Annotated in this window: 11 protein-coding genes and 1 pseudogene; 7 read left to right on the top strand and 5 right to left on the bottom strand. The window is 51.3% G+C overall.

Annotation, left to right across the window (positions count from 1 at the left end; translation table 11 throughout):
* Nucleotides 1-111: 111 nt before the first annotated feature.
* From NX722_RS10820 to NX722_RS28870, 3 genes and pseudogenes are all read right to left on the bottom strand, one after another.
* Nucleotides 112-2,667, bottom strand: a complete 2,556-nt coding sequence (locus NX722_RS10820) for an efflux RND transporter permease subunit (protein WP_262567980.1) — start codon at nucleotides 2,665-2,667, stop codon at nucleotides 112-114.
* Nucleotides 2,664-3,725: an efflux RND transporter periplasmic adaptor subunit gene (locus NX722_RS10815; protein ID WP_262567979.1), complete on the bottom strand. Its 1,062-nt coding sequence runs from the start codon at nucleotides 3,723-3,725 to the stop codon at nucleotides 2,664-2,666. Before NX722_RS10815 ends, NX722_RS10820 begins: the two co-directional genes overlap by 4 nt.
* 263 nt (nucleotides 3,726-3,988) lie before the next feature.
* Nucleotides 3,989-4,123: pseudogene (locus NX722_RS28870) on the bottom strand (DUF4277 domain-containing protein); the annotation flags it as partial.
* 192 nt (nucleotides 4,124-4,315) lie between these two features.
* Here NX722_RS28870 and NX722_RS10810 point away from each other — a divergent pair.
* Entirely contained in the window at nucleotides 4,316-4,930 is a 615-nt protein-coding gene (locus tag NX722_RS10810) for a hypothetical protein (protein WP_262567978.1), read from the top strand.
* A 116-nt stretch (nucleotides 4,931-5,046) separates the two neighbouring features.
* Here NX722_RS10810 and dcuC read toward each other — a convergent pair whose 3' ends face one another.
* Nucleotides 5,047-6,423, bottom strand: coding sequence for a C4-dicarboxylate transporter DcuC (gene dcuC, locus NX722_RS10805; protein WP_262567977.1), 1,377 nt, complete (start codon nucleotides 6,421-6,423; stop codon nucleotides 5,047-5,049).
* A gap of 288 nt (nucleotides 6,424-6,711) precedes the next feature.
* On the opposite strand from dcuC, the gene NX722_RS10800 reads away from it, so the two are divergent.
* On the top strand, nucleotides 6,712-7,380 hold the full coding sequence (locus NX722_RS10800; protein ID WP_262567976.1) for a DUF3313 domain-containing protein: 669 nt from the start codon (nucleotides 6,712-6,714) through the stop codon (nucleotides 7,378-7,380).
* A 138-nt stretch (nucleotides 7,381-7,518) separates the two neighbouring features.
* Here NX722_RS10800 and NX722_RS10795 read toward each other — a convergent pair whose 3' ends face one another.
* On the bottom strand, nucleotides 7,519-8,562 hold the full coding sequence (locus NX722_RS10795) for a phospholipase A (protein ID WP_262567975.1): 1,044 nt from the start codon (nucleotides 8,560-8,562) through the stop codon (nucleotides 7,519-7,521).
* Between the two features lie 187 nt (nucleotides 8,563-8,749).
* On the opposite strand from NX722_RS10795, the gene NX722_RS10790 reads away from it, so the two are divergent.
* From NX722_RS10790 to NX722_RS10770, 5 genes are all read left to right on the top strand, one after another.
* Entirely contained in the window at nucleotides 8,750-9,820 is a 1,071-nt protein-coding gene (locus NX722_RS10790) for an efflux RND transporter periplasmic adaptor subunit (protein WP_262567974.1), read from the top strand.
* The gene (locus NX722_RS10785; RefSeq protein ID WP_262567973.1) at nucleotides 9,820-12,915 is read left to right on the top strand and encodes an efflux RND transporter permease subunit; all 3,096 of its coding nucleotides are present in this window, start codon (nucleotides 9,820-9,822) and stop codon (nucleotides 12,913-12,915) included. Before NX722_RS10790 ends, NX722_RS10785 begins: the two co-directional genes overlap by 1 nt.
* 130 nt (nucleotides 12,916-13,045) lie before the next feature.
* Nucleotides 13,046-13,216 carry a XapX domain-containing protein gene (locus NX722_RS10780; protein ID WP_262567972.1) on the top strand — a complete coding sequence of 57 codons (171 nt, stop codon included), beginning with the start codon at nucleotides 13,046-13,048 and terminating at the stop codon, nucleotides 13,214-13,216.
* A gap of 144 nt (nucleotides 13,217-13,360) precedes the next feature.
* Nucleotides 13,361-14,776: a glycosyltransferase family 39 protein gene (locus NX722_RS10775; RefSeq protein WP_262567971.1), complete on the top strand. Its 1,416-nt coding sequence runs from the start codon at nucleotides 13,361-13,363 to the stop codon at nucleotides 14,774-14,776.
* Nucleotides 14,777-15,030: 254 nt separating this feature from the next.
* Nucleotides 15,031-16,278: a GtrA family protein gene (locus NX722_RS10770; protein ID WP_262567970.1), complete on the top strand. Its 1,248-nt coding sequence runs from the start codon at nucleotides 15,031-15,033 to the stop codon at nucleotides 16,276-16,278.
* The last annotated feature ends 2 nt before the right edge of the window (nucleotides 16,279-16,280 follow it).

The following is a 16,280-nucleotide window of genomic DNA, read 5'->3' as shown; positions in this document are numbered from 1 at the left end:
TTTCCGCACATTGACCGGTAGATAGCCAACATATTAGCAGAGAATTGCCGTGTAAAAATTTGCGTACCCACCCCCACCAGGACGGTAGGGGAGGGTGTCAAAGGGACAGGGCTAGTTTACAGAAGCAGCAGGCACTGATCCTGTTACTTTTTTCATTACCCGTTCCCGCACCGTTTGCAACAGTACGTAAATAACCGGTACAACCAGCATTCCGAGGAAGGTCGCGGATACCATGCCGCCACAGGCCGCCCAGCCGATAGACTGCTGAGCTGCGTAACCAGCGCCGGTAGAGAACATCAGTGGGAACAGGCCGAAGACAAAGCTCAGGGCTGTCATCATCACCGCACGGAAACGCATCCGGGTGGCAGTGACGGCAGCGTCAACAATCCCGTAACCTTCTTCTTCCCGCAGTTTTTTAGCAAACTCCACAATCAGGATGGCATTACGCGCTGACATGCCCACCAGTAGCACCATGGCAATCTGCACATAAAGGTTCACGTCCGTCCCCATCAGGAAGACGATACCCAGTGTACCCAGCGCAGCGGTAGGCACCGACAGAATGATACACAGGGCGATCACCCAGGATTCATACTGTGCGACCAGCAGCAGGTAGGTAAACAGAATGGCGAGCGCGAAAGCGATCACCGCTGAGTTACCAGCAGCCAGCTCCTGTTTGGTCAGACCGGCCCATTCAATTTCATAACCCGCTGGCAGTGCCTCTGCGGCTTCTTCCACCGCCTTGATGGCGTCACCGGAGGAATAGCCCGGTGCCGGGTAGCCATTAATGTTAACTGCCTGGTTAAGATTGAACTGTTGCAGAACCTGGGGGCCAAACACGACGGTCGGTGTAACAATACTACTGATATTGATCAACTCACCATGCTGGTTGCGAACGGTCAGAACATTAAGGTCTTCAATATACTTCCGGGTTGTCTGTTCCGCCTGAACGAACACAAAGAAGTTACGACCGTTCATGTTGAACTTACCGGAATACGCTCCTGCAAACTGCGCCTGAATGGTATTGAATACCTGATCCATTTGCAGTCCCATCATCTTGATTTTCTCGCGGTCGATTTCAAGCTTGATGTTCGGGGTGTTGGCAGTAAACGTGGTGTACGCGCCTACCACCCGTGGGTCAGCGTTAATCTTTTCGATAAAGGCATAGGACGCTTCCGCCAGTTCCACCGGATCACGGGCCTGAGTGTCTTTGAACATCAGGTCAAAACCCGCCACCAGACCCAGCTCAGGAATAGCCGGAGGTGGGAATGCCATACCAAACACCTTATCTTCCGCATCCAGAATCCCCTGAGTTTGTCCCAGTACAGACCACAGACTCAAAGCCTCAATACCCTGACGTTTTTCGTATTCATCCAGGGTGATCAGCATCAAGCCAGCGTTAGGGCCGGTGGAGTTGGTGATCAGGTTAAAGCCTGCCACCGTTACCACGGATTTTATGCCTTCAATCCCGCGCATCTGGTCAGACAGGGTTTCCAGCGCACTGTCAGTACGGTGCAAAGCGGAACCGTCAGGCAGCATCACTACGGCGAACAGGGTGCCTTTGTCTTCATCGGGCAGAAAGCCGGTAGAGGTCTGGTTGCCCAGCAGCCAGATGCTGCCAAACAGGCTGAGAATCAGCGCCGCAGACATAAACAGACGACGGCCAAAGAAGTTGACCAGATGTCCGAAACCGTCACGGGTCTGGTTAACGCCTTTGTCGAATACCCGGTACAACCAGATTTTCTTGCTTTCGCCCTGCTTCATCAGCAGCATGCACAGAACTGGTGTCAGCACCAAAGCGACCACTGTTGACACAACCACCGCCGCAGAGATGGCGATACCAAACTGGCCGTAAAGAATTCCGGTCATGCCCGGCATAAACAGGGTTGGGCCAAACACTGACAGAAGTACCAGCATGGAGGCGATGATCGGGCCGGTCACTTCTTCCATGGACTTCAGAACCGCATCCCGGACGGACAGGCCCGGATCGTCTTCCCACAGTCGCTCGATGTTCTCGATAACGATGATGGCAGCGTCCACCACGATACCGATAGCCAGGATCAGGCCAAACATGGAGACAATGTTGATGGTCATGCCGGAGGCCAGCATGATGGCAAAGGTGGTGATCAGCGATACCGGAATACTGGCGATGGTAATCAGGGTAACGCGCCAGCTTTGGAGGAACAGCATCATGGACGTCCAGTTGGACAGTTCGATATCATCCATACGACCACTGTCGTCACGTACCGAAAAAGCCATCAACATCCCCGAGGACACTTTTTCCACCGTAACACCATAACGGCGTGCGCCTTCCGGCAGGTTGGATACGGTTTTATTGACCCGGTTCTGCACCAGCGTCACGGCCCGGTCAGCGTCCAGCCCGATTTCAAACTGGATTTCAAGGCCGTAGGAACCATCGTTGCCGATGTTGGACTTCATGTAAGTCATGCCTTCCACGCCGTTGACCTCTTTCTCGATCAAAGTGGCCACGGACTTCTGCATAACATCCGTCGAGCCACCATCCATGGTGACGTAAACCATAACGGTGGGAGGAGCCACGTTGGGGTACTGGCCGACCGGCAGCACTTTCAGGGCAATGGCACCAACGATGGTCATGAACAGGGCGACGACAATCGCAAAGTTCGGTCGGTTAATGAAAAAACGACTCATCCTTCACCACCATCTACCAGGTTTGCATTCACTTCCTGGCTCGGGTAGAGCTTGATGGTGCCACTGACGACCACCAGATCATCCTTCTGCAATCCGTTAACCAGTTCACTGGTTTCATATTTACCCAGTGACTGCACCCGTTTCTGCTCCAGAATGCCGTTGTTAGCAACATAGACATATTGCCCCTGACGGTCGCTCAGAACAGACGACTGAGGCACAGTGATATTGCCTTCACCATTGTTATTGCTGAGGGTGACTTTGCCGAAGTGTCCGTCCAGCAACTGTCCTTCATTGTTAAAACGGTAGCGAACTCTGAGGGTACTCTTGGTAGGATCAATGGCTCCGTCAATGGCAAACAGCTGACCGGACTGGCTGTAGTTGGCACTGTCAACGCTCAGGTGTGCTGACAGTGTATTAACGGCTTGCAGAAAACGGTCATTGCTGGGCAGTTCAACAATGGCATCAATTTTGTCGTCATTGATGATGTCGCACACATGCGAGCCTTCCGTCACATGTTGCCCTTCATCCAGATACAGGTTGATAACTTTACCGGCAGCTTTCGCCCGGATTCTGGTACGTTCCAGTGCCAGGGCGGCTCGTTGTTCATTGACTTCGGCTAGCTCTTTACTGGCTGTTGCCTTGATAAACTGGGTTTCCACCTGCTCAAACCGGGACTGGGACATGCCCCCGCTTTTGTGAAGTTTGCTGGCTCGTTTCAATTCGTTTTGCGCTTCGCGATAGTTGGCCTCTGCCAGTTTGAGGTTGGCTTCACTCTCCCTGTGGTTCAGCTGGTAATCACTGTCGTCCAGCTGAACGATCACATCCCCAATGCTGACGTTCTGTCCGTTGCGTACCATTTTTTCAACGATAGCCCCTGAGGTCTGCGAAATAAGCGTAATCCGCTGCGCAGCCGTTAGTGATGTGCTGTAGGTTTTTTGCTGGAAAACGGGGCGGTATTCCGCCTTGATCACAGAAACATCAGTTGTTGCGGCGCTTACCGCTGGCAGAGCGCATGCTGGCAGAGCGCACAGCAGCGCAACCATTCTTGCCTTAGACATAAACTTCCTTATGATATTTGTGTAAGCAAAGGTAAAACGATCGGAAATAATACAGGGCTTTTTTTACTAAATATTGACATGTATCTATTTGCTGCTGGAAAAACAGAGAGTTAGCAAAAAAAGTTGCATGTTCGCTGTCCGGACAGCATCAATGCTTTTTCAGACTCACTGTTATAACGGCCATCCGCACGACGGCATGGATGCCGGAGCTAGGGCAACGCAGGAGCAGTTGCCTGTAGGACAGTCTTAAGTCCGACAGGCTCCTTGACAGCCAGTGATAAATAGACCTCACTTACACCCAGTTCAAAAATTAGATCCAAGGCTCTGCCGAGTACATTTTCGTTGTTATGTTCCGGCTCTATACCCGGCCAAATGAGTTTATCCAGTGGCTTGTCGGCGCGTTTGGGCGATGAGGCTGCTCACGGCGGGGTGATTGTTTCTGGCTGATCCACTGTCATCATCGGAGGATAGTACCAGGCACTTAATTTGCTTTGTACGTTATCAATGCGAGGGTTCAGGCCATGATCAGAAGTTGGAGGCAAAGGAGGCAGCAAAGGAGTGACCTGGTCAGTGAAAGTAATACACTCCTTTTGACTAAATCCATCCTTTTTCAGAATACGACGTTATTAGAAGGTACCACTATCACAGCGCCGGATAGCAAAGGTGAACGTCGATTTTATGGTTATGCTTTCCTGCCAGACGACCAGGATATTCTTGATGTCTTCAGCAAAGGTTTTTACCCAAGACATCTTGAATGCTACCCCCGTGAGCTGACCGAAGTGTCGACATCCAGACGTATTCGTGGTGTTGCGACTATTCAGTCTTATATTTGTCACTACGCTGCCTATCAATACATCTATCAACGCATCACCTCGGGGAACGAGATATACCTGGTGGACCTCAGAGAAGTCGGAGGTATTGTCAAACGGGCGTCGACCCCCGCTTTTTGCTGTCACGGTTACAGGCAGGGTGACAGTGCGTTTCAACTTTTTCCTTTTACCAGGGAGTACCATCGACTGGAAACCCTGGCACCGGTTCCTGGTGAAGCTGTGATAGGGATGGTGACAAGCTTCAAAGTCCGTACTTACTTTGCTCCTCTGACCAAGCTTAAACTTCATATTAATCCGGGTTACAGGCAGGGAGTGGAAGGCGTCAGAGCCATTGCCGATTTATTTAATGGGGAAAGTGACTGGGTCATGGTATAGCCGCTGCCGATACAGGGAGCCAGTTAATAGAGCTTATATTTCCTCAGACATCAATTCTGTATTAGCGGTCATGCACTCAGTGCATGACCGCTTTTCTGTCCGGGGTTGTTTATGGGTTACATAAACAGGATCAGGTGCAGTGTCATACCAACGATGAAGGAACCCATCATCGGGATGGCGGTACGCTTGACCAGATCAAACGGTGATACTTTGGCGATACCGGAACAGGCGATGACGACCGCTGAAATAGGCGACATGGTTCGACCGACACAGGCCGCGAAGTTCATGGGCAGCAGCATATTAACCGCAGGAACGCCGAAGCTATTGGCAACATTTGGAGCCAGGGTGGCGAAGGACAGGAACGCAGCGTTACCGGAACCCATCATGATCGCAGAGATGGCAATCAGGACAGACATGAAGACAGCCATAAATCCAGCGCCGATCCCCAGGCCCTGGGCAGAAGCCAGCAGAGAGTCGATGGCACCAATCTGTTTCAGACCCATAGCGAATACTTCAGCACCGATAATCAGGCCGACGACAGGACCGAATACCGCGCCCATACCATTCAGAAACTTGTCAAAACCAGCCAGGGATTCTTTGATGTTGCGGGTGCGGATCAATTCAAAGATCATGCCCACAAAGACAGAGATCAGCATAGCTGCAACCAGTTTCATACTGATGGTGGTGACCAGCATTTTGGAGAATACCAGCAGCAGTACGAATGGAATCATCGGCAGCAGGGCATAAATACCCGGAGCCTTGGGCTTGTCTTCTGTTTCCTTGCTGTCGTCGTCTTTAGCACCCACATGTTCAGCGGCTACATGGCCTTCTTTAAGGTCGCAACGACGCTGCCAGAAGAAGTGCAGGGCGGCAGCAGTGATAGCCATAGGGATAGTGACCCAGGCCTGGTAGCCCAGGAAGTACTCGGTAATATCCATGCCGGACTGGCTGGCTGCAAAGTTGGCATTCACCTGCGTTACACCAATCTCAAAGGCGGCTGGAGACGCACACAGGGCAGCAGCGGAAGCACGGCTCAGGCCAATACTGCGCAGTACCGGGTACAGAGTAACCATCAGCAACAGTCCCAGGCCGGTTGCGGAAGTCACGAACATCTGCAATACGACAGTTACCAGGTAAACCACTGACAGTACAATATAAGGCGACTTGAAACGTCTGATTGGCTTAACCGCCAGATTGACCAGAGACTCGGATGCACCAATATGCGACATGTAGGTAGCGAAACCACCACAGGCCATAATGGTCAGACCCAGGCTCGCCATACGCATACTGAAGACGCCGTTCATCAGTTCGAACAGGTCAAAAGGCGCAAATCCGGTGGCTTTGTCTACAGGCAGGATATCGGTAATGCCGAGAAGATGCGCTGCACTCAGTAGCACCATACCAGCCACTGCCAGCGTTGCTGCCGCACTGAAGTTTTTGACAATGCCATAGACGACAAGCGCCACGACCGGTATGACAATAAGTATATCCATGCATTCTTTACCAGATCTGTACAAAATTCCGGCAAGACTATTTTTTGTTTAATGCTGTGTAATTGACACAGGTCAATTTTTCCAAATGTTTACTAAAGAATTTTTTTCACCATTGGTAAATGTGCAGGAAAATCTAGAAGTGTCCGGGTCGGGGTGCTGGTAAATGCTGATCAGGATGTGAAAATGCGCAGGGGCGGTTAATGGGTTAATTCTGCAGTGCTGACTGCTTGAGGAGATATGCGGGATTTGCCATCATAGGCACAAAATAAAAGCCATAGAGGCAATAACATGGTCAGGATGGGAAGTCTGTTGCTGATTTTGTCAGTTATTATACTGGCAGGTTGTGGGAGTCGTCCGGAAATTAAGAATCACAGCGGCTTTCTGAGCCGTTACCAGAAACTGGAATTATTGCCTTCTGGTGAAAAAGAGCAGTTTCTCGGTTTTACCGCCAGTGAGTCGAAACTGGCTGAATATGATCGCCTGATTGTCAATCCTGTAACCATTCATGTTTCTGATGAGATACTGCAGAAATGGCAGGTAAACCCCGAGCGTTATAAAAAACTGCAAAGCTACTTTACCAATCAGCTCAACTACCGGATGGGCAAGCACTATGAACTGACGGTCACTCCCGGTGAGCGCACCCTGCGCATGCGCGTGGCCATTACCGGCGCGGAAACCGACCTGAAACCACTAAAACCCTATCAGATCCTGCCCTGGGCGCTGGTGATTAATGGCGTGGGCGAGCTGGCGGGAGAACGGGATAAAATGTTGAACATCTATCAGGAAGGTGAGCTGGTTGACAGTGTCACCGGCAAGCAGGTTGCGGCTCTGGTGGGCGGTGTGCAGGCTGGCCCTATTGATATTGCTGATTTGCGCGCTATGTCTGCCGGCGAAATGAAACCGCTGGTGGATAACTGGATGGATGCTTTCTGTCGTAATTTTCCTAACTGTGAATAAATCGCTGTTCGCTGTCCGTAGCCCGAAGCCCGTAGCCCGTAGCCCGTAGTTGGCTTTTAAACAGCTGATAGGCAGAAGTGAAAACGCAAAGTTTGGCAAAGCGGACTACGGACCACGGACCACGGGCTACGGGCTGCCTCAAAGCCAGTCGGTCAACATAACCCCCACACTGAAACGGTTAGAGCTGACATTATAATCAATCAGACTTTCGCCATAGCCATTAAAGTACTGCACATACCCCCGGAAGCGATTGGTTAGCGGGAAGGACCAGTCGAGCTGGATGGCGCCTTTGTTGTCGGAGCGCAGATTATTGCGCACCATGGCGGTGATGTTATGCCGGTTAAACTTGTAGCCGAAGTAAAGCTCGCCGTTGCCCATGTATTTTTCGATGTCCGGGTTGTCGTCGCCTTCTGAGTTGGGGTTGTCGTCTTCTTTTTTATCTTCAGGAAAGCGATACCAGGGCTTGAAGCCCATATAGAACTGGTCTTTTTCCAGCACGAAACTCAGATAAGCCCGGTTCCAGCTTCTTGAGAGATAATTGCTGCGACCATTGGACTGATGACTGAAGCCAAAGCCCACGGCTTTTAATTCCATACCAAACAGCGCGTACTCAGTGGGAAATACCATAAACACTTCCGGTTCGTGATTGGTTTCCCGGAACGGCGCAGACTCTTTACTGTTATAGGCCTGCCACCAGGAGGTGTTGGTATAGGCGGCGTACAGTGTGCCATAGCCATTGAAAACCCCTTCCCAGACAGGGGCCTTGAGGCTTATCTGGAATTTAACCTCGGTATTGTCAATATTGGGAACCCGTTCGTTATAGGGTTCATAGGGCTTGGGATTGGTTGAGGAGACATAAGACACAGGCAGAATATAATTCGGCTTGTGCGGCGTGATCACGAACTGGTTGTTGGTGACAGATGCTTCACTGGCAAACCGGCTTTCCAGGGGGCTGGTGTCATCCGGAGGAGGTTGCTGGCCGGTAATCACCATATCAAACGACTCTTTTTGTAATGCCTCACACTGTGACCGGACTTCAGACAGCGTCATGCTGGCGTCACCTTTCATGGCAAACCTGAGCAGGCATTGCTCAAGGGATTCGCCGTAGCTGTTCAATGCAGACAATGACAGGGGAGGCAGTAAAAAATAGAACAGACGATGTTTGTTTTTTCTTGATCTCATTGCTACTGACCCATCGCAGCTATGGTTTGATGATGTTGTCGGGCTAGGCTCCTGAAACTCTACAGTCTTTTAGCAGAACCTTCCAGATGTCCTTTTTTCAAATACCCGTTTATACAACAGTGTCCATATATAAAGGATTTGGTATGCTGTTGCCCACAGCAACTAATAACAATACGGGTCGGTGCCAATGACCAGACAATTATTGCTTTCTTTTCCCTTTGCGTTTCTGGCGGCTACTTTGCTATCAGGCTGTGACCAGACGGTGTCTGAACCACAGGAAATACTTCGCCCCGTTCGCTCTGTAACCGTGTCGCATTCAGACACCGGATTACAGAAAACCTTTCCCGGTGTCGTCGAAGCTGTCCAGCAGGCCAGTCTTAGCTTCAGGGTGTCGGGTCGTCTGGCTGCACTGTCTGTCAAAGACGGTAGCGCTGTTCTTGCCGGGGAAGTGGTTGCTGAACTGGAGTCCGTTGATTTCGATATCCGTCTGAAAGACCGGCAGGCCAGTTACGAGGTGGCAAAAGCGGATTATGAAAGAGCGACTCAGCTGGTTGGCAAAGGGGCTATTGCCCGCGCTGATGTTGATAACCTGAAAGCTAAATTAAGCACTGCCACAGCGCAGCTGGAAACCGCCCGGCAGGAGAAAGCCTATACCCGGCTACGGGCACCTTTCAGTGGCCGGGTGGCCAGGGTTTATGCGGATAACTACGAAGAAGTATCAGCCAAACAGGACATAATGGTGTTACACGACCTGTCGTCACTGCTGATTAAGGTAGAAATGCCGGAGAGCATAATAACCAGTGCTCAGGATGAGCGCCAGCCTTTACGCTACAGTGCGCGTTTTGATGGCCTGGGCGATAAGGCGTTTCCCTTGCAACCATCGGCCTTTGCCGTCGAGCCTGACAGTAGCAGTCAGACTTATACCGTTACCTTTCTTCTCTCTGACCCTCTCGGCAGCCGGATTTTACCCGGTATGAGTGCCGACGTGGTCATTAAACAGGTCGTACCTGACAGTGACTGGCTGGTCATACCCGCACACTCGGTACAGGAAGACAACGACGGACGTTTTGTTTATCTGGTTGAAGCCGCAGAGGCTGGTGTTGGGGTGGTGTTGCGTCGGCCTGTGCAAACGGGGCGGTTACTGGCTTCAGGTATCGAAGTTACTTCCGGCCTTGTTGCAGGTGAGCAGCTTGTCACTGCTGGTATGAGTCAGATGGTGGATGGCATGAGGGTCAAATGGACTGAGGGGGAACTGTGATGTCTATAACCCGCGCTGCAATCGTCAATAATCGAACGACACTGGTTCTGCTGTTGGTATTGGTGTTGTCCGGTTTGCAGGCATATCAGAATCTTCCCAGAGCTTATGATCCGGGTTTCGTCATTCGTGTCGCCAAAGTGATTACCCAGTTCCCCGGTGCCAGCCCTGAACGGGTTGAGACCCTGATTACCGACAAAATTGAAAAAGCGGTTCGGGAAATTCCGGAACTGGATTTTGTCAAAAGCTCATCCCAAACCGGTACGTCAATTGTCACCGTTAATATTCAGGAGCGCTATACCGATATGCGCCCGATATGGGACAGTCTGCGCCGTAAAATGGAAGGCATTGCCGGTAAGTTGCCTGAAGGTACCATTGGCCCTGTGGTCAATGATGAGTTTGGTGAGGTGTTCGGGGTGATGGTGACCCTGACCGGTGAGGATTTTTCTTACCGTGAGCTGAAGAGCATTGCTGATGATGTCCGTGATGAGTTTCTGCGGTTGCCGGAAGTCGCCAAGGTGGAGATTTATGGTGCCCAGGAAGAACGTATTTTCATTCGCTATGACAATGATCACCTTGGTCAGCTTGGCTTATCTCCGGGTTTGCTGATGCAGCAACTGAGCAGCCGGAATATTGTTGTTCCCGGTGGTGCCATCAATCTGCATCATGAGCGCATTGAACTGGAGCCGACGGGTAATTTTGAAAGTGTTAACGACATTCGTCAGACGGTTATTCCGGTACCGGGCAGTGACAGAGTGTTGCACCTGGACGATGTTGCTACGATTGAGCGTGGCTATGTTGACCCGGTTCGAAGTCTTGTTAAAGCCTCTGGAGTACCGGCACTGGCTTTAGGCATTGCCATGCGGGAAGGAGGAAATAACATTCAGCTGGGGCAGCAGGTTGAAGCTGTCATGGTGCAGTTGCAGGAGATTTATCCGTTAGGCATAAACTTTGAGCTGATGCATTTTTCACCTGAGGAGGTGGAAAATAAGGTCAATGATTTTGTCTCTAATTTGATGCAGGCGGTGCTGGTGGTGTCGGCAGTCATGCTGTTCAGCCTTGGCCCCCGAACCGGGTTAATTGTCGCTACCCTGATTCCGGCCAGCATGATTGCTGCAATGCTGATGATGTCACTGATGGGGATCGGCCTTGACCAGATTTCACTGGCGGCGCTGATTATTGCCCTGGGGATGCTGGTGGATAATGGCATCGTTATGGCAGAAAACACCATGGTGCAGATGCAGGCGGGCAAGCAGCCGGTTGAGGCTGCGGTTGATTCGGCAGGTGAATTAAAGATACCACTGCTGACGTCTTCATTAACGACAGCGGCTGCCTTTCTGCCCATTTATCTGGCCGAGTCTGCTGTGGGTGAGTTTACGGCTTCCCTGTTTCTGGTAGTGACGATCACGCTGTTGTGTTCCTGGGTGTTATCACTGACCCTGATTCCTCTGCTGTGCGTGATGTTTCTGAAGGTCAAGCCACAACAGACAGATTATACCCGGGGCATTTATAACGTTTACCGTCGTCTGCTGAACGGATTGCTGGCTCATCGTCTGGTAACACTGGGTGTGGTGATTCTGTTGTTTGTGGGGGTGATGAATGCGTTTCAGTATGTGCCGAAGATTTTCTTCCCCGCCTCGGATCGCCTCTATTTTAAGACAGAGTTGCGGCTTCCTCCGGGAACCAGTATTGACAGAACGCAGGCAGTCGTGAATGAGCTGGATCGCTTTATTGCTGAAGAACTGACGGTTTCCGGGGAACGCCACGAAGGGGTCACCAGCTGGATCAGCCATATCGGTTCCGGAGGCAGCCGTTTTGTTTTACAGCACAGTCCGGAACCCGCCCGGTCCAATTATGCCCTGATGGTGCTGAATACCAGTTCCGACTGGGTTATTGACGAGTTGATGCAAAGGCTGGATACCTTTGGTTTTGACCAGTTTCCGGATTTGCAAATCAGCAGTCGCAGGATAGAGAGCGGTGTATCCATTAAAAATCCGGTGGAAGTGCGCCTCTATGGACGGGAGACTGATCAGCTGTTCCGGCTGGTTCAGCAGGTTAAACAACAGATGTCTGAAGTTCCGGGACTGAAGACAATACGCGATGACTGGGGGCCACGTATTAAGAAATTGCAGGTCGTCATCAATCAACCCAGGGCATTGCGGGCAGGCGTCACCAGTCAGGATATTGCCATGTCGTTGCAAACCGGCCTGAGTGGTCTGGAACTGACTCAGTTCCGTGACGGAAGCGAAGTCATTCCTGTTATTTTGCGCACTACTGAAGGAGACAGACAGGACATTGGTAAGCTGGAGTCGTTATCGGTCTTTGTTCAGTCGACAGGGCAAACGCTGCCCCTGAAGCAGGTGGCGGACATTGAAATGGTCTGGCAACCGGGCGAAATTCTGCGCCGGGATGCACTTAAAGTGGTTTCTGTAGGTGCTCAGCTGGATGGCAGTATAACGGCAGCTGCAGCCTTTGCTGAGTTGTCACCCTGGTTGCAACAGCAGCAGGCACACTGGCCGGCAGGCTATCGTTTTGAGCTGGGCGGAGAGGCAGAGAGTTCTGGCAAAGCCAACGACGCTATTGCCGCGAAAATGCCTCTGGCGGCTTTTGTCATACTGATTCTGCTGGTGGCGCAGTTTAACTCCATTCGCAAACCGTTCATTATTCTGATGACGATTCCACTGGGAATGATTGGCGTGATTGCGGGTTTGCTGGTGGCCCGGTCGTTCTTTGGCTTTATGACCTTGCTGGGGGTGATTTCCCTGGCAGGTATTGTGATCAATAATGCCATTGTGCTGCTTGAACGTATAAGGTTTGAGCAGGAACAGAATCATCTGCCAATACAGGAGGCCATTGTCGTCGCAGCCCAGCGTCGTTTAAGGCCCATTCTGCTGACCACCGCCACGACCGTTTTGGGCATGGTTCCGCTTTATCTGGGGGGTGGATTGATGTGGGAACCTATGGCCGTGGCGATTATCGCAGGCTTGCTGTTTTCAACATTGTTGACACTGGGTGTTGTGCCGGTGCTGTATTCACTACTGTTCAGTAAGTCAGAACGGATCAGCAGCCTGACCCCGGAAACCATTGCACCGCGATGAATCTGGTCTGATAAATAGCGACTGAAGTTGTGTGACTGCAGTCGCTTTTGTTTTCTCAGTTGGAAATCTTTGACTGTTTTTTTATCGGCTATTATTGGAGTAATATTCATAACCGCTAACGTGTTGAACCATGACTCAAGTTCTGCTTGCGACTTTCACCGGATTTATTGTTGGTGTTCTCTTCAGCTTCTTAAAATTGCCTATACCCGCACCGCCTGTATTGCCTGGTGTTATGGGGATTGTTGGTGTCTATTTAGGGCATGAGGCTTTCCAGCTTTTGATGAAGCATATGGCGTCCTGATTCCGGGGCGGCAAGGCCTAAAACGATTGTTTAAAATGGTTCAGCCCATTAAACTGCGCGTTTGGATTTGTTTCGAGCGTTGACAGAATGGCAGAGTCGAACCGGCAGCTCACATCTTGGTTAATTATTCTCGCGGTATTGGCTGTGCACCTGGCACTGGCCTCCGGCCTTCCCCTGGGCGTTGATGAAGCCCATTATGCATTGTATGCCCTGCATCCTGGCCTGAGTTATTTTGATCACCCCCCCATGGTTGGCTGGTTACAGTGGTTGATTGCGCCACTGGGTTATAACGAGTTTACTATTCGACTGATCCCTGCGCTGTTGTATGCGTTGTCCAGTGCTGTCGTTCTGCGCCTTTGCAAAACCATGTTCAACGATGAATCCGGCAGAATCGGGCTTGTCGCTGTGTTCCTGCTGAATACAGCGCCTATCCTGCAGCTGATGGGCTGGGGAATGGTTCCGGACCTGCCGTTGATGGTGGTTGCACTGCTGGCGGTTAAAGTGACCTGGCGGCTGTATCTGCATAACCGGGTAGTCGACTGGATGGTTCTCGGTGGACTGTATGGACTGGCCGGACTGTCCAAGTATACGGCACTCTTTCTGCCTATTGGCCTGATAGGTTTTATGTTCCAGCGCCTGGGGTGGCGCTGGTTGCGGCAACCCGGCCCCTGGCTGGCAGCGGGTATCGCCCTTATCCTGATTTCGCCGGTACTGATCTGGAACTTTCAGCACGACTGGGCTTCCTTTGCTTATCAGCTGGACCGAGGCATTGAAGTCAGCGCCTGGTCCCTGAAGGATGCACTGGGTATGCAGGCCGGTCAGATGTTGTTATACAGTCTTCTCGCTTACGTGGCTGGCATTGCCGTTGTGATCAGTGTACTGCGTGGTCGCTTTCCTCAGGAACACAGGCCAGCAGCCTGGCTGATCATCTGGAGTGCCTGGCCGGGCCTGCTGGTTGTGGCTTATTCTGCCGGTGGTGATGCTGTATTACCTAACTGGCCCGCAATGATGTGGACGGTTCTGGCACCTCTCAGTGCCTGTTGGATTTGCCTGAGCTGGGAGAAACTGTGGGTTAAAATCCTGACGCTGGTTTCCAGTGTGCTTTCTGTCAGTATTATTGCTTTTGTTTTTGCGTTTCTTGCCTTTATGCCGCTGTCAACATTTCCGTTTATGAAAGGAGCCATTAAAGACCTGGTGGGCTGGAAGCAGGCTGCGATTCATGCCCGGCAACTGCTGGAAGAGGTTCGTCAGGAAACGGGCAGTGATGAGCCGGTGCTGCTGGTGGATAACTGGGTGCGTGCCAGCCGTATTGCCTGGTATGCCTATCCTTTGCCAGTGCAGGTCATTAGCGGCAGGGTTTCCCAGTTCGATTTCTGGTACGGCAGGCCTGACTCTGACACCCGGGGTATTCTGATCCGTGATAACCGCTCAGTCCCTGAGGACGGGCGCTATGAAAAATCAGGTATCGTCTGCCAGCTTCGGGATGTCCTGAATACGGGTGTGGACGGTGTTGAGGTCAACCGCTTCCAGTTTTACTACTGTGATCCGGCGTTGAAATAGCCATTCGCTTAATGGCATCCAATGAATATGCCGCCCTTTGCTGCGAGTTCTTTACAAAGTACTCTTTACAAAGTGGCGTAATGGCGGCATTTTCCTATTAAACAGAGCGTGAATGCCTACTTATCTATGTCAGACTGGATGGCTGGCGGGAGTTTTTATGGCAATTATACTCGTTTGTTCCAAGTTCACTTTCTTCAAATAGCACGATTGTTATAATGACGCCCCACTATTCTATGTCCACGAGACAACAAGGGATGCTCCAGACTTTTTTATCTGATCAAAATCCGTACTTCCGTCTGTTGAGATGGGCTACTTTGCTGCTGTTGCCCTTCGCTCTGGTCTTTCATTTTGACAGCATCAACCAGTCAACCTTCCTTTGGCTGAATAATCCTGACAACACCGTTGGCAGTGACGCCTTGTGGGTTGTTCTCACCAACTTTGGTGACGGCTTCTTTCTCTTTCCCCTGACCATGCTGCTGTTTGTGATGAAGCCCAGGCAGCAGCTGGCCGTCATCCTGACCATATTAACCGGTGCTGTTTTGCTCAATGGTGGTAAAGCGATTATCGACTCGCTGCGCCCTGCAGGTGAGCTGGGAAGCGACATGGTGAATATTATCGGGCCAACCGTCCGCAAGAACTCATTGCCTTCTGGACATACCGGCACTGTTTTTCTTCTGGTAGGGCTGGTTTTGGCACATTTCAAGGGAGCCGTTCGCTGGTGGGTGTTACTGTTTGGTGCGTTGGTTGCCTTTTCACGCATCGTTGTCGGAGCCCACTGGCCGCAGGATCTGGTCTGGGGAATCTGGGTAGGAATCCTGGCAGCGGTTATCGGTTCTACGCTGGCTGACCGAATCGGTTCTGGCTTGAAATCCCGCCTGTTTATGCTTTTTTTGACCGGTGTCTGTGCGGTTTTCCTGCCATTTTATGACAATGGTTTCCAGGAGTATTTCCCGTTCCTGATTTACTGGCAATATGCTCTGTCAGGGCTTTCTCTGGTGCTGGCACTGGTGACGATGTTTACCCTTTACAAAGATTATGTAGAGGCTGACCTGTTTGTTGAAGGCACTCTGGCCAATAAAGGCTATAAGCTGGTTCAGCGGCTGGTTAAGTTTGGCCTTGTGGGCGCAACCGGGTTTGTGGTCGATATGGGCATTTACTGGTTGCTGTCGTCTGCGCTGGGTATTCAACACCAGGTGGCCCGTGGCGGCTCTTACTGGGTCGCGGCCAGCTGGAACTGGTTCTGGAACCGGACGTTTACCTTCAGCCATGTGGAAAAAAGGAAGAAGGCTCCCCAGTGGATCAAGTATCTGTCCATGTGTATGGTCAGCTTCCTGCCAAACTGGGGTTCTTATTACCTGCTGACAGAGTTTGTTCCGTTCTTTGCGGACTTTAAGATGCTGGCAATGGTTGCGGGTGTTCTGGCGGGTATGATGTTTAATTTTACGTTTGCGTCTGTGTTTATTTTTGCCACTGGTCGAGATGCCAGTGTAAGGGAAGGGTAGTC

Source organism: Endozoicomonas gorgoniicola, from assembly GCF_025562715.2.
In the GTDB taxonomy this organism is placed as follows: Bacteria; Pseudomonadota; Gammaproteobacteria; order Pseudomonadales; family Endozoicomonadaceae; genus Endozoicomonas_A; species Endozoicomonas_A gorgoniicola.
Note: the sequence above shows the minus strand (reverse complement) of the source record. Positions and strands in the feature narration are given on the sequence as shown.